Source organism: Streptomyces sp. NPDC048018, assembly GCF_043202995.1.
Lineage (GTDB): Bacteria > Actinomycetota > Actinomycetes > Streptomycetales > Streptomycetaceae > Streptomyces.
On sequence record NZ_JBIDBK010000004.1, the window covers coordinates 206,461 to 225,767 of the forward strand.

The 19,307-nt window shown below is 72.7% G+C and carries 20 protein-coding genes; 10 read left to right on the top strand and 10 right to left on the bottom strand.

Going from position 1 to position 19,307, the window contains the following annotated elements; genetic code table 11:
* Positions 1 to 3: 3 nt before the first annotated feature.
* The 4 genes from ACGF1Z_RS16820 (at position 4) to ACGF1Z_RS16835 (ending at position 3,660) form a co-directional block, all read left to right on the top strand.
* Complete coding sequence (locus tag ACGF1Z_RS16820; RefSeq protein WP_046908506.1) at positions 4 to 477, top strand: succinate dehydrogenase hydrophobic membrane anchor subunit; 474 nt, start codon at positions 4 to 6, stop codon at positions 475 to 477.
* Positions 478 to 501: 24 nt separating this feature from the next.
* Positions 502 to 2,256: a succinate dehydrogenase flavoprotein subunit gene (gene sdhA, locus ACGF1Z_RS16825; protein ID WP_393004569.1), complete on the top strand. Its 1,755-nt coding sequence runs from the start codon at positions 502 to 504 to the stop codon at positions 2,254 to 2,256.
* A complete protein-coding gene (locus ACGF1Z_RS16830; protein ID WP_393004573.1) occupies positions 2,256 to 3,014 on the top strand; it encodes a succinate dehydrogenase iron-sulfur subunit in 759 nt (252 codons plus the stop codon). Before sdhA ends, ACGF1Z_RS16830 begins: the two co-directional genes overlap by 1 nt.
* A gap of 91 nt (positions 3,015 to 3,105) precedes the next feature.
* The gene (locus tag ACGF1Z_RS16835) at positions 3,106 to 3,660 is read left to right on the top strand and encodes a hypothetical protein (protein WP_393004575.1); all 555 of its coding nucleotides are present in this window, start codon (positions 3,106 to 3,108) and stop codon (positions 3,658 to 3,660) included.
* Positions 3,661 to 3,896: 236 nt separating this feature from the next.
* Here ACGF1Z_RS16835 and ACGF1Z_RS16840 read toward each other — a convergent pair whose 3' ends face one another.
* Positions 3,897 to 4,448, bottom strand: a complete 552-nt coding sequence (locus ACGF1Z_RS16840; RefSeq protein WP_393004577.1) for a MarR family winged helix-turn-helix transcriptional regulator — start codon at positions 4,446 to 4,448, stop codon at positions 3,897 to 3,899.
* Positions 4,449 to 4,542: 94 nt separating this feature from the next.
* Here ACGF1Z_RS16840 and ACGF1Z_RS16845 point away from each other — a divergent pair, with 94 nt between their 5' ends.
* Complete coding sequence (locus ACGF1Z_RS16845) at positions 4,543 to 5,754, top strand: MFS transporter (protein ID WP_393004579.1); 1,212 nt, start codon at positions 4,543 to 4,545, stop codon at positions 5,752 to 5,754.
* Here ACGF1Z_RS16845 and ACGF1Z_RS16850 read toward each other — a convergent pair.
* The gene (locus tag ACGF1Z_RS16850; RefSeq protein WP_393004581.1) at positions 5,741 to 6,502 is read right to left on the bottom strand and encodes an alpha/beta fold hydrolase; all 762 of its coding nucleotides are present in this window, start codon (positions 6,500 to 6,502) and stop codon (positions 5,741 to 5,743) included. The two genes, ACGF1Z_RS16845 and ACGF1Z_RS16850, sit on opposite strands and share 14 nt — an antisense overlap.
* Before the next feature lie 136 nt (positions 6,503 to 6,638).
* Here ACGF1Z_RS16850 and ACGF1Z_RS16855 point away from each other — a divergent pair, with 136 nt between their 5' ends.
* Complete coding sequence (locus ACGF1Z_RS16855; protein ID WP_393004583.1) at positions 6,639 to 7,091, top strand: hypothetical protein; 453 nt, start codon at positions 6,639 to 6,641, stop codon at positions 7,089 to 7,091.
* A 205-nt stretch (positions 7,092 to 7,296) separates the two neighbouring features.
* Positions 7,297 to 8,067: a TetR/AcrR family transcriptional regulator gene (locus ACGF1Z_RS16860; protein ID WP_393004585.1), complete on the top strand. Its 771-nt coding sequence runs from the start codon at positions 7,297 to 7,299 to the stop codon at positions 8,065 to 8,067.
* Positions 8,068 to 8,153: 86 nt separating this feature from the next.
* Here ACGF1Z_RS16860 and ACGF1Z_RS16865 read toward each other — a convergent pair whose 3' ends face one another.
* The 3 genes from ACGF1Z_RS16865 to ACGF1Z_RS16875 form a co-directional block, all read right to left on the bottom strand.
* Positions 8,154 to 9,713 (bottom strand): ABC transporter substrate-binding protein, encoded by a 1,560-nt coding sequence (locus ACGF1Z_RS16865; RefSeq protein WP_393004587.1) that lies wholly within the window; start codon positions 9,711 to 9,713, stop codon positions 8,154 to 8,156.
* Positions 9,714 to 9,962: 249 nt separating this feature from the next.
* A complete protein-coding gene (locus ACGF1Z_RS16870) occupies positions 9,963 to 11,297 on the bottom strand; it encodes a metallophosphoesterase (RefSeq protein WP_393004589.1) in 1,335 nt (444 codons plus the stop codon).
* A gap of 13 nt (positions 11,298 to 11,310) precedes the next feature.
* Positions 11,311 to 11,556, bottom strand: coding sequence for an SCO4848 family membrane protein (locus tag ACGF1Z_RS16875; RefSeq protein WP_393004591.1), 246 nt, complete (start codon positions 11,554 to 11,556; stop codon positions 11,311 to 11,313).
* A gap of 124 nt (positions 11,557 to 11,680) precedes the next feature.
* Here ACGF1Z_RS16875 and ACGF1Z_RS16880 point away from each other — a divergent pair, with 124 nt between their 5' ends.
* Positions 11,681 to 13,090: a D-alanyl-D-alanine carboxypeptidase family protein gene (locus ACGF1Z_RS16880; protein WP_393005626.1), complete on the top strand. Its 1,410-nt coding sequence runs from the start codon at positions 11,681 to 11,683 to the stop codon at positions 13,088 to 13,090.
* Here the strand turns inward: ACGF1Z_RS16880 and ACGF1Z_RS16885 are convergent.
* The 4 genes from ACGF1Z_RS16885 to ACGF1Z_RS16900 all read right to left on the bottom strand — a co-directional run bounded on the left by ACGF1Z_RS16885 (position 13,023) and on the right by ACGF1Z_RS16900 (position 15,994).
* Positions 13,023 to 13,934 (bottom strand): YihY/virulence factor BrkB family protein, encoded by a 912-nt coding sequence (locus tag ACGF1Z_RS16885; RefSeq protein WP_393004593.1) that lies wholly within the window; start codon positions 13,932 to 13,934, stop codon positions 13,023 to 13,025. The genes ACGF1Z_RS16880 and ACGF1Z_RS16885 overlap by 68 nt on opposite strands.
* Positions 13,922 to 14,389, bottom strand: coding sequence for a GtrA family protein (locus tag ACGF1Z_RS16890; protein ID WP_393005628.1), 468 nt, complete (start codon positions 14,387 to 14,389; stop codon positions 13,922 to 13,924). Before ACGF1Z_RS16890 ends, ACGF1Z_RS16885 begins: the two co-directional genes overlap by 13 nt.
* A 113-nt stretch (positions 14,390 to 14,502) precedes the next feature.
* Entirely contained in the window at positions 14,503 to 15,471 is a 969-nt protein-coding gene (locus tag ACGF1Z_RS16895; RefSeq protein WP_393004595.1) for a decaprenyl-phosphate phosphoribosyltransferase, read from the bottom strand.
* Positions 15,464 to 15,994, bottom strand: a complete 531-nt coding sequence (locus ACGF1Z_RS16900) for a phosphatase PAP2 family protein (RefSeq protein WP_393004597.1) — start codon at positions 15,992 to 15,994, stop codon at positions 15,464 to 15,466. The genes ACGF1Z_RS16895 and ACGF1Z_RS16900 overlap by 8 nt, the downstream gene beginning before the upstream one ends.
* A gap of 168 nt (positions 15,995 to 16,162) precedes the next feature.
* On the opposite strand from ACGF1Z_RS16900, the gene ACGF1Z_RS16905 reads away from it, so the two are divergent.
* Both ACGF1Z_RS16905 and ACGF1Z_RS16910 read left to right on the top strand, forming a co-directional pair.
* The gene (locus ACGF1Z_RS16905; protein ID WP_393004599.1) at positions 16,163 to 17,764 is read left to right on the top strand and encodes an FAD-binding protein; all 1,602 of its coding nucleotides are present in this window, start codon (positions 16,163 to 16,165) and stop codon (positions 17,762 to 17,764) included.
* 77 nt (positions 17,765 to 17,841) lie between these two features.
* Positions 17,842 to 18,597, top strand: a complete 756-nt coding sequence (locus ACGF1Z_RS16910) for a decaprenylphospho-beta-D-erythro-pentofuranosid-2-ulose 2-reductase (protein ID WP_393005630.1) — start codon at positions 17,842 to 17,844, stop codon at positions 18,595 to 18,597.
* 45 nt (positions 18,598 to 18,642) lie between these two features.
* Here the strand turns inward: ACGF1Z_RS16910 and ACGF1Z_RS16915 are convergent, their stop codons facing one another.
* Positions 18,643 to 19,239 carry a 2'-5' RNA ligase family protein gene (locus ACGF1Z_RS16915; RefSeq protein ID WP_393004601.1) on the bottom strand — a complete coding sequence of 199 codons (597 nt, stop codon included), beginning with the start codon at positions 19,237 to 19,239 and terminating at the stop codon, positions 18,643 to 18,645.
* Positions 19,240 to 19,307: the final 68 nt, after the last annotated feature.

A 19,307-nucleotide genomic window follows, 5' to 3' on the forward strand; every position in this document is an offset into this window, starting at 1 on the left:
GACATGTCTGCTGACACCACTTCCGCCATCGGTCCCGTCGAGGGCGCTGCCTACGGCGTGGACAACCCGGCCCCCTACATCGAGGCCCCCCGCAAGCGCACCGGGAAGACCCCGCGCGCGACCCGCGGCAACTTCGAGATGGCCGCGTGGCTCTTCATGCGCCTCTCGGGCGTGGTCCTCGTCGTGCTGGTCCTCGGCCACCTGCTGATCCAGCTCTTCCTGGACGGCGGCGTCTCCAAGATCGGCTTCGCCTTCGTGGCCGGCCGCTGGGCGTCCCCGTTCTGGCAGGTCTGGGACCTGCTGATGCTGTGGCTCGCGATGCTGCACGGCGCCAACGGCCTCCGCACGGTCATCAACGACTACGCGGAGCGCGCCAACACGCGCCTGTGGCTCAAGGGCCTGCTGTACACCGCCACGGTGTTCACCATCCTTCTGGGCACGCTGGTGATCTTCACCTTCGACCCGAACATCCGCTAGGCACGGGGCTGAGGTAACCACGTCATGAAGTTCCACAAGTACGACACCGTCATCGTCGGCGCCGGCGGCGCCGGCATGCGCGCCGCCATCGAGGCGACGAAGCGCAGCCGCACCGCCGTGCTGACGAAGCTCTACCCCACCCGCTCCCACACGGGCGCCGCGCAGGGCGGCATGGCCGCCGCGCTGGCGAACGTGGAGGAGGACAACTGGGAGTGGCACACCTTCGACACGGTCAAGGGCGGTGACTACCTGGTCGACCAGGACGCCGCCGAGATCCTGGCGAAGGAGGCCATCGACGCCGTCCTCGACCTGGAGAAGATGGGCCTGCCGTTCAACCGCACCCCGGACGGCACCATCGACCAGCGCCGCTTCGGCGGTCACTCCCGCAACCACGGCGAGGCCCCGGTCCGCCGGTCCTGCTACGCCGCGGACCGCACCGGCCACATGATCCTCCAGACGCTGTACCAGAACTGCGTCAAGGAGGGCGTGGAGTTCTTCAACGAGTTCTACGTCCTGGACCAGCTGATCACCGAGGTCGACGGGGTCAAGCACTCCGCCGGTGTGATCGCCTACGAGCTGGCCACCGGCGAGATCCACGTCTTCCAGGCGAAGGCCGTGATCTACGCGTCCGGCGGCACCGGCAAGTTCTTCAAGGTGACGTCCAACGCCCACACCCTGACCGGTGACGGCCAGGCCGCGTGCTACCGCCGCGGTCTGCCGCTGGAGGACATGGAGTTCTTCCAGTTCCACCCGACGGGCATCTGGCGCATGGGCATCCTGCTCACGGAGGGCGCCCGCGGTGAGGGCGGCATCCTGCGCAACAAGGACGGCGAGCGCTTCATGGAGAAGTACGCGCCGGTCATGAAGGACCTCGCGTCCCGTGACGTCGTCTCCCGCTCCATCTACACGGAGATCCGCGAGGGCCGCGGCTGCGGTCCCGAGGGCGACCACGTCTACCTGGACCTGACGCACCTCCCGCCGGAGCAGCTGGACGCCAAGCTGCCCGACATCACGGAGTTCGCGCGGACCTACCTCGGCATCGAGCCCTACACGGACCCGATCCCGATCCAGCCCACCGCGCACTACGCCATGGGCGGCATCCCGACCAACGTCGAGGGTGAGGTCCTGTCGGACAACACCACCGTCGTCCCGGGCCTGTACGCGGCCGGCGAGGTCGCCTGTGTCTCCGTGCACGGCGCCAACCGTCTCGGCACCAACTCGCTGCTCGACATCAACGTCTTCGGCAAGCGCTCCGGCATCGCCGCCGCCGAGTACTCGGCCAAGGCCGACTTCGTCGAGCTGCCCGAGAACCCCGAGGCCTTCGTCGTCGCGCAGATCGAGAACCTGCGCAACTCCACGGGCAACGAGCGGGTCGCCGACCTGCGCCGTGAGCTCCAGGAGACGATGGACGCCAACGTGATGGTGTTCCGTACGGAGCAGACCATCAAGACGGCCGTCGAGAAGATCGCCGAGCTGCGCGAGCGCTACAAGAACGTGTCCATCCAGGACAAGGGCAAGCGCTTCAACACGGACCTCCTGGAGGCCATCGAGCTGGGCAACCTGCTCGAGCTGGCCGAGGTCATGGCCGTCTCGGCCCTGGCGCGCAAGGAGTCCCGCGGCGGTCACTACCGCGAGGACTACCCGAACCGCGACGACGTCAACTTCATGCGCCACACCATGGCGTACCGCGAGGTCGGCGAGGACGGCTCCGAGACCGTCCGTCTCGACTACAAGCCGGTCGTCCAGACCCGCTACCAGCCGATGGAGCGTAAGTACTGATGGCTACCCCCGTACTGGACAAGGTCGAGGCGGAGTCCGCCGCCTCCCCGTACATCACGGTCACCCTCCGGATCCGCCGCTACAACCCCGAGATCTCGGACGCGGCGGTCTGGGAGGACTTCCAGATCGAGATCGACCCGAAGGAGCGTGTGCTCGACGCCCTTCACAAGATCAAGTGGGACCTGGACGGCACGCTGACCTTCCGCCGCTCGTGCGCGCACGGCATCTGCGGCTCGGACGCGATGCGGATCAACGGCAAGAACAGGCTCGCCTGCAAGACGCTGATCAAGGACATCAACCCCGAGAAGCCGATCACCGTCGAGGCCATCAAGGGCCTCACGGTGATGAAGGACCTCGTGGTCGACATGGAGCCCTTCTTCCAGGCGTACCGGGACGTCATGCCGTTCCTGGTCACCAAGGGCAACGAGCCGACCCGTGAGCGCCTGCAGTCCGCCGAGGACCGCGAGCGCTTCGACGACACCACCAAGTGCATTCTGTGCGCCGCGTGCACGTCGTCCTGCCCGGTCTTCTGGAACGACGGCCAGTACTTCGGTCCGGCCGCGATCGTCAACGCGCACCGCTTCATCTTCGACTCGCGTGACGAGGCGGGCGAGCAGCGCCTGGAGATCCTGAACGACAAGGACGGCGTGTGGCGTTGCCGCACGACGTTCAACTGCACGGACGCCTGCCCGCGTGGCATCGAGGTCACGAAGGCGATCCAGGAAGTGAAGCGCGCGCTGATCACGCGTCGCTTCTGACGCCTGGTCACTGCGGCCGAGCCCGCTTCTGTACGCTGCGACGTGCAGAGGCGGGCTTTTCGCATGCGTACGCAGTGGAGGACGGGGACTGATGAGCGAGCCGAACCCTTACAAGCCGGAGGACTCGGGTTCCTACGAGTGGGGGCCGGGACAGCAGGCGGGCACGCCGGGCTACGGCTATCCGCAGGCGGGGCCGGGCTACGGCTACCCGCAGGCGCCCCCGTACCAGCCGACCCTGCCGGGCGGGGTGCCGGTGCCGCCGCAGTACGGGCCGGGCGCCGGCCTGCCGGCGGGCGGCGCCGGGGCACCACTGCTGAGCCTCGGGGACATCACCGTGGTCGGCGACCAGATCATCACGCCGGCCGGGGCGCTGCCGCTGAAGGGCGCGGTGTGGAACGCGATGGACATGTCGCGGACCGAGGAGAAGATCCCGACGGTCGCGATCGTGCTCGCCATCATCTTCTTCGTGCTCTGTCTGCTGGGTCTGCTGTTCCTGTTGATGAAGGAGAAGCAGACCACCGGCTTCATCCAGGTCACGGTGACCAGCGGCGGCCGGCACCACGCGACGATGGTCCCGGCGACCGGACCGGACACCATCCACTGGGTGATGGGACAGCTGAACTACGCGCGCTCGCTGAGCGTCTGAGGGTCACTCAGGGCCCCGATGGGCCCGGGGCCCGAGGGCTCCGGGTGGGCTCCCCCTCGCCTTCCGGGGCGCCAGGGGCGTCCCCGGGGGTCCGGGGGCCCGGCCGCGCGGAGCCGTGAGCCGTGACGAACCCCCGGGCGCACAGGGCCCGTTGGCCGGCCGCGCGGACCGGGGTGGGGCCTAGGGTCTGTCTTTCGGATCACGCCGCGAGCCCGGCATGATCCGAAAGCCAGGCCCTAGCCGTGCCAGGGCGGGACGGAGGGGTCCTGCTCGGCGACGACCATGATGCGGCGGAGCATGTCGTTGAGCTTCTCGCGCTCCTCGGGCCGCAGGACGCCGAGGAGGCGTTCCTCCTCGTGGCCGAGGACGTCCATGGCGCCGAGCCACGTCTCACGGCCACCGGCGGTGAGTTCGACGATCACACGGCGGCGGTCGGTCGTGGACTGCGTGCGCCGTACGAAACCGCGTTTCTCCAGGGCGTCGAGCCGGCCGGTGACGGAGGCGGGGGCGAGATCGAGGTCCTGGGCGAGCTCGGAGGGGGCGGCGCTGCCGCCGCGGCCGGCGAGCTTGTGGAGCGTGTCGAACTCGTGGCGTTCGAGGTCGAAGTCGACGAGGGACTGCTCGCGCACCCGGCGCAGGTGGACGGAGAGCTTCTTCATGCGGGTGACGGCGCCCTCGACGACCGGGTCCAGGCCGGGCAGGACGGGACGCCAGCGGGCCACGTGCTCGTCGGTCCAGTCGCGGGGGGCCTCGCGCGGGGTCGCGCGCGGTTCCTCGGGGGGTGCCATGAAGTGATCGTACGTCGCGGTGCGGGCCGCCACCCGAGGACGCCCGCAAAGTATTTCGTTGACGAATTATTCGGTACCGAAATAGTCTCCGCCCATGGCTGCCCTCACCACGCCCGCCCCCCATCCCCTGCGCACCCGCTCCTTCCGACTGCTCTTCGCCGGCCGCGCGCTCTCCCTCCTCGGCGACGCCGTCATCCCCGCCGCCCTCGCCCTCGCGGTCCTGAAGGCGACCGGCTCCACCTCCGCGCTCGCGCTCGTGCTCGCCTGCTCGATGGTCCCGAAGCTGCTCCTGCTGCCGCTGGGCGGCGTCGTCGGTGACCGCTTCGACGCCCGCACGGTGGCACTGGCGATGGACCTCGTCCGGTGCGTCACCCAACTCGTGGTCGGCATCCAGCTGTTGGGCGGCACCCCGTCGCTCGCGGTCATCGCGGGCGTCGGGGTGCTCGGCGGCGCGGCCGGCGCCTTCGCGACGCCCACCTCGGCGCCGCTGGTCAAGGGCACGGTCCCGGCGGAGGCGCTGCAGCGGGCCAACGCGGCGATGGCGGTGGCCTACAGCGTGAGCCGGGTCGGCGGTCCGGCCCTCGCCGGGACGCTGATCCTCACGGTGGGGCCCGGCTGGGCCTTCGTCCTGGACGCGGCGAGCTTCGGCGTCAGCGCCGCCCAGCTGTGCGCCGTGCGGGTGGCGCGGGTGACGGTGCCGCGGCGCTCGCTCCCGGCCGACCTGAAGGAGGGCTGGCGCGAGGTCCGCACCCGCGACTGGTACTGGACGAGCCTCATCGGGCACAGCGCCTGGAACGGGGCCGCCGCGGTCCTGATGACGCTCGGCCCCGCGATCGCGCTGGACCGGCTGGGCGGCGACCTCGCCTGGGCGGTCTTCCTCCAGGTGGGGGCCGTCGGACTGCTGCTCGGCTCACTGGCCGCCGACCGGGTCCGCCCCGGGCGCCCGATCCTCGCCGCGAACCTCGGCCTCGCCACGTACGCGCTGCCGCTGCTGCTCCTGGCGGCCGGCGCGCCCGCGGCGCTGACGATCGCGGCGTACGGGCTCGCGCAGGCCGGCCTGGGCTTCCTCACCCCGGTGTGGGAGACCGCGGTGCAGCGGGCCGTACCGGAGCACGCGCTGGCCCGCGTGACCTCGTACGACTGGCTGCTCTCCTTCGCGGCGATGCCCCTGGGCTACGCCCTGGCCCCCCTGGCCGCCGCGGCCTGGGGACCCGGCACGCCCCTGGTGATCGCGGCGGCCGCGGTGGCGTGCTGCTGCCTGGGGACGGCCCTGGTGCCCGGGGTGCGCGGGTTCAGGGCCGGCTGAGGAAGTCCCCGACCAGCCGGGCGGTCTCCTCGGGGCGCTCCAGGGCGGGGAGGTGCCCGGCCCAGTCCAGTTCGACGTGACGGGCGTCGGGCAGGAGGCCGGCGAGCCGGGTCGCGACGGCGCGGAAGTCGGGGACGTCATGGGCGCCGGTGACGGCCAGGACCGGGACGTCGATCGCGGCGAGGTCGGCGTCGGTGACGTCCGCGGAGCGCGGCGCGTACTCCTCGGGGGCGGCGAGCTGGAGCTCGAAGGCCCGGGCCTGCATCCGCCGGACCAGTTCGCGGGCCTCGGCCCCCGCGTCCGGGCCGAGCCAGAAGTCCACGTTGAGGCCGACGGCCCCCGGCAGGTCGCCGGCCGCCAGCAGGGCGTTCTCGCGCCCGAAGAAGGCGCGCAGCTCCGGGCCCGCCTCGTGGCCCGGGGCAGCCGCGCAGAGCAGCGCGAGGCGGGCGGCGCGGCCCGGATGGCGCGCGGCGAACTCCAGGGCGACCTCGCCGCCGAAGGAGGAGCCGACGACGGCGGCCCGCTCGGCGCCGAGCCGGTCGAGCAGGGCGGCCACGTCGTCGGCGTGCACGTGCGGGCGGTCGACGGGACTGTCGCCGAAGCCCCGGAGGTCACAGCGGACCACGCGGTGTCCGGCCGCGGCGAGGGCGTCGAACTGCGCGTCCCACATGCGCCGGTCGCAGACCCCGGAGTGGAGCAGCAGGACGGTGGAGGGGCCGTCGCCGGCCACGTCGTGAGCAAGTGTCATGCGGTCGACCCTAGATCCGCGGCCACCGCCCGGCCAGGGGTTTCCCGCTCCGCCCGCACCCACACTTGAACATGTTCAAGGAGAGGTCCACCGTCAGGGACGTCAGCTTTGAACGCGTTCAAGGGAGCGTGAGGGCATGGACCTCACTGTCGTCGCGTACGTCGTCTACCTGCTCGTCAGCGTCGGACTCACCATCTGGGTCGCCCGCACCCTCAGCCGCAACGGCAAGGTCTTCCTCGCCGACGTGCTGCACGGGAACGAGAAGCTCGCGGACGCCGTCAACCACCTGCTCGTCGTCGGCTTCTACCTCGTCAACCTCGGCTTCGTCGCCCTCCACCTGAGCCGGGACGACGCCGTCCGCGACGCCCGGGAGCTCTTCGAGGCCCTGTCGGTGAAGCTCGGCGTCGTCCTGCTCGTGCTCGGCGTGCTGCACCTCGCCAACGTCTACGTCCTCAGCAGGATCCGCCGCCGGGGCGCCCTGGAGCGCGGCCACGTCCCGCCGGCCGCTCCGCAGGGCTGGACCGGCCCCGCCAGGGGCGCCGGCCCTCAGGGCCCCAACCCCTGGGCGACCCCCACCACCGGCGCCTGAGCCCCCGACACGGCACCCGCGGGCGCCCCACCCCCCGCGTCCCGGCCGAAGCCCGCCCGCAAGGACCGCCGGACTTCGCCGGGGCCACGGCCCTCGTCGCCGCCCGGTGGCGCGAGGCCCTGAAGGCGGACCGCACCCCCTGCGCGGACGGGCCGTGCGAGGCACCCGGTCCGTCCGGCTAGGCTCAGGGCCTGTGGAGGTCGCGATGGAAGAGAAGCAGGGCCCGGACGCCGGCGGGCAGCCGACGGACAAGCCCGCCAAGGCGCCGAAGAGCGAGCAGACCCGCGCGCTCATCCTGGAGACCGCGCTCCGCCTGTTCAGGGAGCGCGGCTACGACAAGACGACCATGCGGGCCATCGCGCAGGAGGCCGGCGTCTCCGTCGGCAACGCGTACTACTACTTCTCCTCCAAGGAACACCTCGTCCAGGGCTTCTACGACCGGATCGCCGAGGAGCACCAGCGGGCCGTCGCGCCCATCCTGGAGAGCGGGGAGAAGGACCTGACCGCCCGGATCCGGGGCGTGCTCCTCGCCTGGCTCGACATCGCCGCCCCGTACCACGAGTTCGCCTCGCAGTTCTTCAAGAACGCCGCCGACCCGGACAGCCCGCTCAGCCCCTTCTCCCCCGAGTCGGAGGGCCCGCGCGAGGCGGCCATCGAGGTGCACCGGCGCGTCATCGCCGGCGCGTCGGTGAAGGTCGACCCCGAACTGGCCGAGCCCCTGCCGCAGTTGCTGTGGCTGCAGCAGATGGGCCTGGTGCTATTCTGGGTCTACGACCGCTCCGAGGGCGCCGCCAACAGCCGGCGCCTGGTCGAGCGCCTCTCCCCGGTCACCGCCCGCGCGATCTCGCTCTCCCGCTTCCGGATCCTGCGTCCGCTGGTGAAGGAGACCCACGCGCTGCTCGCCGACTTCATGCCGACGGCGGCCGGAATGGCGGCCTCGGGCAAGCCCGGGCGGGCGGGCGACCGCCCGGCCTGACAGCGGGCCGGCCGCACACCTCGCCCATGGAAGGGGCCCCGGACCACGGCGGGTGGTCCGGGGCCCCTTCCGGCCCTGGGGCGCCCCTAGATCCAGCTCAGCTCCCAGAGCCGCCAGATGCCGGTGCCGTCCGACAGGTACTGCGAACCGGCGACCTCCTCGGTCGACAGCACGTAGTCCTTCTTCTGCCACAGCGGGACCAGCGGCACGTCCTTGGCGACCTCGTCCTGGATGGCCTTGAAGTCGTCGGTCGCCCGGGCGCGATCGCTGTACTGCTGCGTGGCGGCGATCAGCGAGTCGATCGCCGCGCTGGAGAACGTGTTGTGCAGGGTGTTGCCGGTGCCGACGAGCGGGGCGGTGAAGCTGTCGGAGTCCGGGAAGTCCGGGAGCCAGCCGACCGTGTACGCGTCGAACCTGCCCTGCGCGTACTCCTTCTGGAACGCCGTCCACTCCACGGGGACGACCTTGACCTCGAAGAGGCCGGTCTCCTCCAGCTGCTTCTTCAGCTCGGCGGCCTCGGCCGCGTAGGTGGCGTCCTTGCGGTGGCCGAGGGTGAACTTCACCGGGATGTCGACGTCCGCGGACGTGAGGAGCTTCCTGGCCCGGGAGGTGCTGGGCGCCGGGTAGGCGTCGTAGAAGGCGGTGCTGTGCCCGACGAAGCCCTGCGGGATGAGCGAGTACAGCGGCTCGACCGTGCTCCGGTACGGGCCGGTGGTGATGGCCGGGCGGTCGACGACCGCGGCCACGGCCTGCCGGACCGCCTTCTTCGCCATGGCCGAGTCGGGGCGCACGTTGAAGTTGAGATTGCGGATCTCGGCGCTCGCGGCCTCGGTGATCTTGGTGTCGGTCGGCGCCGACTCGTTCAGCCTGTCGAGGAAGGCCGGCGGCATCTGCCGGTGCGTCACGTCGACCTGCTTGCCCCTCCAGGCCTCGGCGAGCTGCTCGGACTCCTTGAAGTACTTCACGATCACCGGGCGGCCGGTCCTGGTGATGGCGCCCCGGTAGCGGGGGTTGGGCTCCAGGCGGGCGCTGACGCCCGGCTGGTACTCCTTGAGGACGTAAGGTCCCGACCCGTCGACCACGTTGTCCCTGCGCAGCCCCTTGGCCGAGTACGCGGTGTGGTCGACGATCGAGCCGGCACCCGTCGCGAGCTTCAGCGGGAAGGTGGCGTCCCGTCCGCTGAGCTGGAAGGTGACCTTCTGGCCGTCGGCCACGACCTTCCGCAGGGTCGGGAAGAGCGGCGCCGGACCGACGTCCGTCTTGATCGACATCATCCGCTCGAAGGAGTAGCGGACGTCGTCACCGGTGATCTTGTGCCCGTTGGAGAAGGTGAGGTCGTCGCGGAGCGTGCACGCGTACGTCGTCAACGCCGAGCCGACGAACCGGCAGTTCTTCGCGGCGTCCGGGACCGGGGTGGTGAAGCCCGGCTTGAAGGTCATCAGCGACTGGTAGACGTTGCTGTACATCGCCCAGGAGCCGGCGTCGTAGGCACCGGCCGGGTCGAGCGAGGTCACCTCGTCCGTCGTCCCGACCGTGATCGGATCGGATCGCACGTCATCAGAGGGCAGCAGCTGCCAGCCTCCGATCCCCGCGACCACCAATACCCCACAAGTGATCAAAATGCGCAGACGGACCGTAGACCGCATGAGTCGTGCTTCCTTTTCGTTCCCACCCCTGTCGCGGCGGAAATCGGCCGGCCGCGATGGCGCCAGCCAATCACACGGTCTTCACTAGTGGAAGGGTAAACCTTCACACTGCAGGTATATGTCCAGGGATTAGGGATTTCAGGGGACTCGGCGGTACTCGGCAGTACGTATCCGGCACGGCTCCCCCCGGGACGCACCCGGTGAGGCGCCTGTGGGCACCCGCGGAAGGCCCGTTTTCCTCCCGCTTCGTCACGCCTGCTTCGAGGCCAGCTCCACCACGGTGATGTCGGAGGGCGCGCCGACCCGCACGGGCGGTCCCCAGGCGCCCGCCCCGCGCGAGACGTAGAGCTGGGTGTCGCCGTAGCGCTCCAGGCCCGCGACCGTCGGGTTCGCCAGCTCGGCCAGGTAGTTCCCGGGCCAGAGCTGGCCGCCGTGGGTGTGGCCGGACAGCTGGAGGTCGACCCCGTGGCGTACGGCGTCGTCGATGACGACCGGCTGGTGCGCGAGCAGCACCGCGGTGCGGGCCCGGTCCCGGTCCCCGAGCGCCTTCGCGAAGTCCGGGCCCTGCCCCTCGCTCTCGCCCGCCACGTCGTCCACGCCGGCGAGGTCGAAGCCGGCGCCGATCTCGACGCGGGCGTTGCGCAGCGGGTGCATTCCGAGCTCGCGGACGTGGTCGACCCAGGCGTCCGCGCCGGAGAAGTACTCGTGGTTGCCGGTCACGAAGAACGCGCCGTCGCGGGCCCGCAGCCGGGCGAGCGGCTCGGCGGCGGGGCCGAGGTCCTCGACGGTGCCGTCGACCAGGTCGCCGACGACGGCGACGAGATCGGGCTGCGTGGCGTTGATCGTGTCGACGATGCGCCGGGTGTGGGCGCGCCCGAGGACGGGCCCCAGGTGGATGTCCGACACCACCGCGATCCGGTACCCGTGCGCCCCGCGCGGCAGCTTGGCGAGCGGCACGGTCACCCGCTTCACCCGCGGCCCGCGCAGCACCCCGTACGTCCCGTACCCGACGGTCCCGACGGCGACGGCGGCCGCGGTGCCGGAGACGAGCCGGTTGACGAAGAGCCGGCGGGAAACCCCGGGCGCGGCCGCGCCGGACCCGGCGGGCTTCACGGCCTCGTCCCCGGCCGACACGGCGGGTGCCTCGGCGGCCGGCTCGGCGGGTGCCTCGGCGGGCGCCTCCGTACGCGCCCCGGCGGATGCGTCCGAAGGCGCGTCCGCGGGAGCGGACTCCGCCGCGGCCGGCACGGCGTCGCCCGCCGGCGTCCGGCGGGCCGGCCACCGCCGCAGCAGCGGCCGCAGCGGCTCCGTCACCACGAGGGCGAGCGTCACGTACAGCAGCAGCGCCAGCCAGAGGAAGCCCGGCCAGGCCACGATCTGCTGGAGGACGAAGGGGGCGCCGGCCCGCCCCGAGACGAGCGCGGCCAGCGACAGCAGCGGCAGCAGGAACGCCGCGGCCGTGCCGAGCCGGCGGACGGCCGTGCCGGGCTCCGTCAGATCGCGCACGAGGCGCCGCCACACGTACCGGTGGACCAGGACCAGGAGGGCGAGGACCGCCACCAGGACCAGCAGGAAGACGACCACGCCCGGGAGTCCCCTATCCGCGCTCGCGCCGAAGGGCGCGCACGCCGCGCAACCCGATCGCCCCGACGACCGTCCCCAGAACAAAGGACGTGACGGCCAGCAGCAGGTGCACCCAGAAGTAGGCCGTCGGATCGCCCGCGTCGTCGAAGGCGAGACCGCTCGCGTCGTGCCAGAGGTTTTTGACGAAAGTGACCCAGATGAGCCAGCTCCACACTCCGAACGCGAGCAGGAACCAGGAGACGGGACGGCTGAGCTTCATGGTCCCAGTATCACCGGCCGCCCCACGGGCCCTGCGGACGGGTGGACGAGCGGGGACGAACCGCCCCGCGGGGTTCGGAACCGGCTTCCGGGCATGTACGTTCTCGATCGTGTCTGCTTCGAAGATGACCGCGAAAGTCGCCCTCTCGGCGACCGCCGCCGCCACCCTGCTCCCCTTCCTCACCGCCGCCCCCGCGCAGGCGGACGACAAGGAGCAGCAGCCCAAGCCGCCCGCCCTCATGTCCAGCGTCGGCGGGACGCGCCTGGCCCAGCCCGGCACGCAGGTGCAGCTCGGCCCCGGCGCCCCGGTGCTGCCCAAGGAGCTCAGCGCACGCTCGTGGATCGTGGCGGACGCCGAGAGCGGCCAGGTGCTCGCCGCGCACAACGCGCACTGGAAGCTCGCGCCCGCCTCCACGCTCAAGATGCTGTTCGCGGACACCCTGCTGCCGAAGTTCCCCAAGACGGAGAACCACACCGTGCTGGCCCAGGACCTGGCCGGCATGGGCGTCGGGTCCAGTCTGGTCGGCATCAAGGAGAAGCAGACCTACAGCGTCCACGACCTGTGGCTCGGCGTCTTCCTGCGCTCCGGCAACGACGCCGTCCACGTCCTGTCGGCCATGAACGACGGCGTCGAGCAGACCGTCGCCGACATGCAGGCGCAGGCCGACGACCTCCAGGCCCTCGACACCCACGTGGTCTCCCCGGACGGCTACGACGCCCCGGGCCAGGTCTCCTCCGCGTACGACCTCACCCTCATCGCCCGGCACGGCATGCAGAACCCGGACTTCCGGGAGTACTCGTCGACCGCCCGGGCGAAGTTCCCCGGCGAGCAGAAGCCCGGCAAGACGCGCGAGACCTTCGAGATCCAGAACACCAACCGGCTGCTCACCGGCGACATCGGCGTTCCCGCCTACCAGGGCATCGCCGGCGTCAAGAACGGCAACACCACGCACGCCGGCGCGACCTTCACCGGCGTCGCGGAGCGCAACGGACACGTCCTGCTCGTCACCGTGATGAACCCTTCCTCGAAGGAGCAGCACGCCGTCTACAAGGAGACGGCCCGCCTGCTCGACTGGGGTTTCGCGGCCACCGGCAAGGTGACTCCGGTCGGCGAGCTGGTGGCGCCGAAGTCGGTCCGTACGAACCCGGGGACCGGCGCGGGCCCCTCGGACGGCACCGCCCCCGCGCCCGGCAAGAACGCCCCGACGGGTGTCGGGCACGCGGCCGTCGCGCAGGAGAGGTCCGGCGGCGCGGGGATCGCGCTGGCCGTGGCGGGCGGCGTGCTCGTCCTGCTCGCCGCCGCCGTCTTCCTGGTGAACCGCCGCTGGCCGCTGGCCGCTTCGGCCCGCCGCCGCAAGCCCGGGGAGACCCCGGGCTCCGACGCCGCCGGGGCCGGGGCCGAGGACGGCCCGGAGGCCGGGGCCGGGTCAGCGGACGGGGCCGGGGAGACCTCCGGCTCCGCGGCGGCTACGGCGTCACCGTCGGCTCCTCCAGCTCCGGCGGCTCCGGTCGACGGGGCTCCGGTGAACCCCTGACCCCCGTCGCCGTCCAGGCCGAGCAGAACAGCAGGAGCTTCGCGGTGAAGTTGATCCACAGGAGCAGGGCGACCGGTACGCCGAACGCCCCGTACATCGACTTCGCCGCGACGCCCTTCATGTAGCCGCCCAGCAGCAGCTTCAGGAGTTCGAAGCCGATCGCGCCCATCAGCGCCGCGATCACCAGGTCGTGGCGCCGCGGCTCGACTCCGGGCAGCAGGGTCAGGACGAAGGACAGGATCAGGAAGTCGGCGGCGACCGCGACCAGGATCGCGGCGGCTTCCAGGAAGAAGCCGCCGGCGCCGGAGTGCGAGACGCCGATCCGTTCGGCGCTCCAGCCGACGGCGGTCGAGCCGAGCCAGGACGCGGCGAGCGAGCCCAGCATCACACCGCCGAGTCCGAGCAGCACGATCGTGTCCTTGCCCTTGCGCAGCAACGGGTTGCCCTGGTCGACGCCGTCGAGGCCCCACACCGAGCGCAGGCACTCGCGCATCGAACCGACCCAGCCGATGCCCATGAAGAGCAGCACCACACCGGCGACGAGGCCGATGGTGCCGGCGTTGTCGACGAGGCCGCCGATGTCGAGCTGGTCGGAGATGCCGGGGACCTGGTCGGCGAGTTTGGTCTCGATCCGGTCGAGCTGTGCGGGGGAGAGCAGTGCGGCGCCGATCGCGGCGGCCACGGTGATCAGCGGGAAGAGCGCGAGGAAGCTCAGGAAGGTGATGGCGGCGGCGAGCCGGGCCCAGTAGATCTCGTCGAGCCGTTCGTACGCGCGCCAGGCGTGCGTCTTCATGAGACGGACGACCCACGGGCCGACGACGGGGAGCTTGGTCAGCCAGTCCATGGCGTGTGCGCCTCTTCCTGGGGGGACGGGGTCCGGAACACCAGGGTCCTGGTACCCCAGAATCGCAGACAGGTAGCCAGGACCATCCCCACCCCGAGTCCGGACACCGTGTCGGCGCTCGCCGAGGTGAGACCGAGGCCGTGGTGGGAGACGGCGAGGCAGAGCAACTGGACGGCGGCGCCCGCCGCGTTCACGGCGAAGAAGACGCCGTACTCGCGCAGGGAGACGGCCCGCCGGCGATAGGTGCCGAGCGCGTTGCCGAGGTAGGCGACCGTGCAGCCGGCCAGGAAGGACAGCGTCTTGGCGGCGATCGGGCCGACGCCGAGCGGCCCGCGCAGCCACACGAAGAGGGCGAGGTCGGCGGCGTACGCGGCGAGCCCGGCGGCGGCGAAGCCGAGCACCTCGCGACGCGCTCCCCCGCCGGACCGCGGGCGGCTCGGCCACGCCGGGGCCAGGCCCGACCACGGGCGGCTCGGCCACCCGGCGCCCGCGGCGTCCGGCGGCCGGTGGCCGCCCCGCCCCGGTTCGGCGCGCACGGTCCGAGGACCGCCCTGCCGCAGCTCCGCGCTCACAGCCCCACGACCGCCATCCCGTACACGGCGGCCCAGGCCAGTCCGATGACGGCGAGCGGCCGGTCCCGCAGGACGACGTCCTCCGGCGCGCCGGCCGTGCCGCGGTCGGCGAAGACGGCGTAGCGGAGCACCGCCAGGACGAAGGCGACGACGGAGAGCTGGCGCCACGGCAGCAGCGTGCCGGTGGCGGCGTCGCCGCTCTCCAGGGCCCACAGGCAGTAGCCGAGGACGGCGACGCCCGCGGCCAACTGCCAGACGAAGCGCAGGTATCCGGTCGTGTACTGGGTGAGCAGCGCCCGGGTCGCGCCCTGGGCGGACTCCATCTGCACGGCCTCGGAGTAGCGCTTGGCGGCGACCATGAAGAGCGCGCCGAAGCCGGTGGTGATGAGGAACCAGCGGGAGAGCGGGATGCCGAGGGCGATCCCGCCGATCATCGCCCGCATGAGGAAGCCGGTGGCGACGACGGTGAGGTCGACGACGAGGACGTGCTTGAGGCGCAGGCAGTAGGCGAGTTGCATGCCGAGGTAGGCGGTGATCAGCAGCGCCGTCATGGCGTTGCAGAACAGGGCGGCGGCGACCGCGGCCCCGAGCGCGAGCGCGGCGCCGGTGGCGTACGCGAGGGGTACGGGGACGACGCCGGCGGCGACGGGGCGGCGCCGTTTGACGGGGTGGGCGCGGTCGGCCGCGGCGTCGCGCGCGTCGTTGACCAGGTAGACGGCCGAGGCTGCGGCCGTGAACAGGGCGAAGACCAGGGCGAGTCGGGCCGCGTGGTGCCAGGAGCCGAGCTGTCCGGCGGCGACGGGCGCGGCGACGACGAGGGCGTTCTTGACCCACTGGCGGGGCCGTGCGGTCCGGACGAGCCCGCGGGCCACCGAGAGGGTGCCGGGCCGGGGACGGCGCAGCGGGGGCGTGGCGGGCGGGTCCAGCAGGGCGGTGCCGGTGCGGCCCGTCGCGTGCTCAGTCACGGGGGCCTCCGGTGACCCAGCGGCGGCCGGCCGTCGCGGTGGCCGCGCCCAGGAGAGCGCCGGCGGCGACGTCGGTCGGATAGTGGACGCCGACGACGAGCCGGGAGAGGCACATCGCGGCGGCGGCCGGGACGGCGACGTGCGCGGCGGGCGGGTGCAGGGCGGCGAAGGCGACGGCCGCGGCGGCGGCGGAGCTGGCGTGGCAGCTGGGGAAGGAGTGCCGGCCGGCGGTGCGGACCAGGGGCGCGTACTCCCCGGGGTGCGGCCGGGGGCGCCGTACGAGCCGTTTGACGCCCATGCCGGCGAGGTGTGCGGCGCCGATCACGGCGGTGCCCCGCAGCCAGCCGGCCCGGCGCGGAGGGTCGACCGCGGCGGCGGCGAGTCCGGCGGCGAGCCACAGGGCGGCGTGTTCGCCTCCGCGGGAGAGCGCCCGGGCGGCGGCGGCCACCGCGGGGCGCCGTCCCCGGGCGCGCAGCGCGGCGAGGACCCGGTGGTCGGCCGCGGTCCAGTCCCCGTATCGCATGCGTCGTCTCCCTCGCCTCCGCGCGTCGCCGTCCACCAGGGGCGACTCTGACGGGCGGAGGGTCCGTTGGCGGCGGCACTCTTTCCTGACACTCGTTTAATCACCCATTTCGACGAACCGCCCGCCAATCCCGGCATAAGCGACAGTCCCGGCGATACCGTCGCCTCCATGGCAGCCGAGACCGACATCGAGACGGGTGTCGCGCCCGCGCACCCCGCCACCGACTCCGCCGCGGCCGGGGCCGACGGCCCCGCCGGGTCCCCCGCGGGCGCGGGCACATCCGCGGGGGACCCGGCGGGGGGCGCCCGGGCGGAAGGGGGCGCGGGGGCGGAGACCCTTCAGGCGCCCGACGCGGCCCCTGCGGAGCCCGGCCCGTACGCCTCGCAGGAGACGTACGACGGGTACGACGGGTACGACGACGCCTACGACGGCTTCCACACGCTCACCGGCTGGGGCCGCACCGCCCCCACCCTCGCCCGGGTGATCCGCCCCCGCACCTACGAGGAGGCCGCCGCCGCCGTGCTGGCCTGCGGCGCCCGCGGTTCGATCGCCCGCGGCCTCGGCCGCGCCTACGGCGACGCCGCCCAGAACGCCGGCGGCTCCGTGCTCGACATGACGGCCCTGTCCCGGATCCGCGCGATCGACGCGGACACCGGGCTCGTCGTCTGCGACGCCGGCGTCAGCCTGCACCGCCTGATGGAGGTGCTGCTGCCGCTCGGCTGGTTCGTGCCCGTCACCCCGGGCACCCGCTACGTCACCGTCGGCGGGGCCGTCGGCGCCGACATCCACGGCAAGAACCACCACGTCTCCGGCTCCTTCGCCCGGCACGTCGTCTCCCTCGACCTGCTCACCGCCGACGGACAGGTGCACACGCTCACCCCCGGCACGCCGCTCTTCGACGCCACCGCGGGCGGCATGGGCCTGACCGGCGTGATCCTCTCCGTGACCCTCCGGCTGCTGCCCGTCGAGACCTCGCTGATGTACGTCGTCACCGAACGCGCCACCGACCTCGACGACCTGATGGCCCGGCTGACCGCCACCGACCACCGCCACCGCTACTCCGTCGCCTGGATCGACCTGCTCGCCCGCGGCGCCGCGACCGGCCGTGCCGTCCTCACCCGCGGCGACCACGCGCCGTACGAGGCGCTGCCACGCCGTGCCCGCCGCGCACCGCTCGGCTTCCGGCCCGGCCGGCTGCCCGCCGCACCCGCGTACGTCCCCGAGGGCCTGCTCGGCCGCACGGGCGTGGGGCTGTTCAACGAGCTCTGGTACCGCAAGGCCCCCCGCCGCTCCACCGGCCGGCTGCAGCGGCTCTCCGCGTTCTTCCACCCCCTCGACGGCGTCCCGCACTGGAACCGGGTCTACGGGCGGAGCGGCTTCGTGCAGTACCAGTTCGTCGTCGGCCACGGACAGGAGGAGACCCTGCGCCGGGTCGTGCGCCGGATCGCGAGCCGCGGCTGCCCGTCCTTCCTCGCCGTGCTGAAGCGCTTCGGCGAGGCGGACCCCGGCTGGCTGTCCTTCCCGGTGCCGGGCTGGACCCTCGCGCTCGACATCCCGGCCTCGCTCAGCGGCCTCGGCGCGTTCCTCGACGAGCTCGACGAGGAGGTCGTGAACGCGGGGGGCCGGGTCTACCTCGCCAAGGACTCGCGGCTGCGGCCCGAGCTGCTGGCCGCGATGTACCCGAGGCTCGCCGACTTCCGCGAGCTGCGCGCCACCCTCGACCCGCGGTCGGTCTTCGTCTCCGACCTGTCCCGCCGCCTGGGCCTCTGACCCCAGCCCCTGTCCCCTGCCCCTGCCCCCCGCCTCAGCACTTCGACCCACGACATCTCTTGAGGAGCGTGAACGCCATGAAGGACGCCTTCGGCGCGCCCCAGTCCCTGCTCGTTCTCGGCGGCACCTCCGAGATCGGGCTGGCCACCGCCCGCCGCCTGATCGCCCGCCGCACCCGCACGGTGTGGCTCGCCGGGCGGCCCTCCCCCGCCCTGGCCGCCGCCGCGGACTCGCTGCGGGCGCTCGGCGCGGACGTGCACACCGTCCCCTTCGACGCGCTCGACACCGAGTCCCACGAGGAGCGGCTCGGCAAGCTCTTCACCGAGGGGGACATCGACATGGTGCTGCTCGCCTTCGGCGTCCTCGGCGACCAGGCCCGCGACGAGTCCGACCCGCTCGCGGCCGTCCGGGTCGCCCAGACCAACTACACCGGAGCCGTCTCCGCGGGCCTGGTCTGCGCCCAGGCGCTCCAGGCGCAGGGGCACGGCTCACTCGTGGTGCTCTCGTCCGTGGCCGGCGAGCGGGCCCGGCGGGCGAACTTCATCTACGGCTCGTCGAAGGCCGGTCTCGACGCCTTCGCGCAGGGCCTCGGGGACGCGCTGCACGGCACCGGAGTGCACGTCATGGTGGTCCGGCCCGGCTTCGTGCGCTCGAAGATGACGCTGGGCCGCGAGGAGGCCCCGCTGGCGACCACTCCGGAGGCGGTCGCGACGGCGATCGAGCTGGGGCTGCGGCGCCGCTCGGAGACGGTCTGGGTGCCGGGAGCGCTGCGCGTGGTGATGTCGGCGCTGCGGCACGTGCCGAGGGCGGTGTTCCGGCGCCTGCCGATGTGATCGCGACCGGACGGGCCGGGGGCGGACGGAGACCGCCCGGGGCGGCTAGCGGGTGGCGGTCGGCTCGTCGACCGGGCTGCCGCCCTGCGCCGGCACGGCGGGGACGGTGACCGTACGGCCGCTGCCGAACTCGTATTCGTACAGCTTGCGCCACACCTCGTCGGCGCCCTGCTCGTACAGCGCGAAGGAGCTGCAGGTCCACTCCGCGCCGTAACCGGCGAGCTCCTCGAAGGCGCGGTCCATCGCCGCCTCCGGGATGCCGTGGGCGACGGTGACGTGCGGGTGGTACGGGAACTGGAGCTCGCGCGGGACCGGGCCGGCGGCGTCCCGGATGCGCTGCTGGAGCACGTCGCAGCCGTCGGCGCCCTCGACGAGCTTCACGAAGACGACCGGGGAGAGCGGCCGGAAGGTGCCGGTGCCGTCGAGCCGCATCGTGAAGGGGTCGCTGAGCGCGGCGATGGCGGCGAGGTGCGCCCCGATCGCGGGCAGACGCTCCTCGCCGACCTCGGTCGGCGGGAGGAGGGTGACGTGGGTCGGAATGCCGTGCGCGGCGGGGTCCCCGAAGCCCGCGCGCCGCTCCTGGAGCAGGCTGCCGTGAGGCTCCGGGACCGCGATCGAGACGCCGATCGTTACGGTCCCCACGTCGTTCTCCTCCGTCGTCCGTCGAAACGTGTGTGGTGCTACAGCCGCCAGTGTGCGGCCTGCGGCAC

Coding starts and splice junctions, on each gene's coding strand:
- ACGF1Z_RS16820 (WP_046908506.1), top strand. CDS start 4: ATGTCTGCTGACACCACTTCCGCCATCGGTCCCGTCGAGGGCGCTGCC.
- sdhA (WP_393004569.1), top strand. CDS start 502: ATGAAGTTCCACAAGTACGACACCGTCATCGTCGGCGCCGGCGGCGCC.
- ACGF1Z_RS16830 (WP_393004573.1), top strand. CDS start 2,256: ATGGCTACCCCCGTACTGGACAAGGTCGAGGCGGAGTCCGCCGCCTCC.
- ACGF1Z_RS16835 (WP_393004575.1), top strand. CDS start 3,106: ATGAGCGAGCCGAACCCTTACAAGCCGGAGGACTCGGGTTCCTACGAG.
- ACGF1Z_RS16840 (WP_393004577.1), bottom strand. CDS start 4,448: ATGGCACCCCCCGAGGAACCGCGCGCGACCCCGCGCGAGGCCCCCCGC.
- ACGF1Z_RS16845 (WP_393004579.1), top strand. CDS start 4,543: ATGGCTGCCCTCACCACGCCCGCCCCCCATCCCCTGCGCACCCGCTCC.
- ACGF1Z_RS16850 (WP_393004581.1), bottom strand. CDS start 6,502: ATGACACTTGCTCACGACGTGGCCGGCGACGGCCCCTCCACCGTCCTG.
- ACGF1Z_RS16855 (WP_393004583.1), top strand. CDS start 6,639: ATGGACCTCACTGTCGTCGCGTACGTCGTCTACCTGCTCGTCAGCGTC.
- ACGF1Z_RS16860 (WP_393004585.1), top strand. CDS start 7,297: ATGGAAGAGAAGCAGGGCCCGGACGCCGGCGGGCAGCCGACGGACAAG.
- ACGF1Z_RS16865 (WP_393004587.1), bottom strand. CDS start 9,713: ATGCGGTCTACGGTCCGTCTGCGCATTTTGATCACTTGTGGGGTATTG.
- ACGF1Z_RS16875 (WP_393004591.1), bottom strand. CDS start 11,556: ATGAAGCTCAGCCGTCCCGTCTCCTGGTTCCTGCTCGCGTTCGGAGTG.
- ACGF1Z_RS16880 (WP_393005626.1), top strand. CDS start 11,681: ATGACCGCGAAAGTCGCCCTCTCGGCGACCGCCGCCGCCACCCTGCTC.
- ACGF1Z_RS16885 (WP_393004593.1), bottom strand. CDS start 13,934: ATGGACTGGCTGACCAAGCTCCCCGTCGTCGGCCCGTGGGTCGTCCGT.
- ACGF1Z_RS16900 (WP_393004597.1), bottom strand. CDS start 15,994: ATGCGATACGGGGACTGGACCGCGGCCGACCACCGGGTCCTCGCCGCG.
- ACGF1Z_RS16905 (WP_393004599.1), top strand. CDS start 16,163: ATGGCAGCCGAGACCGACATCGAGACGGGTGTCGCGCCCGCGCACCCC.
- ACGF1Z_RS16910 (WP_393005630.1), top strand. CDS start 17,842: ATGAAGGACGCCTTCGGCGCGCCCCAGTCCCTGCTCGTTCTCGGCGGC.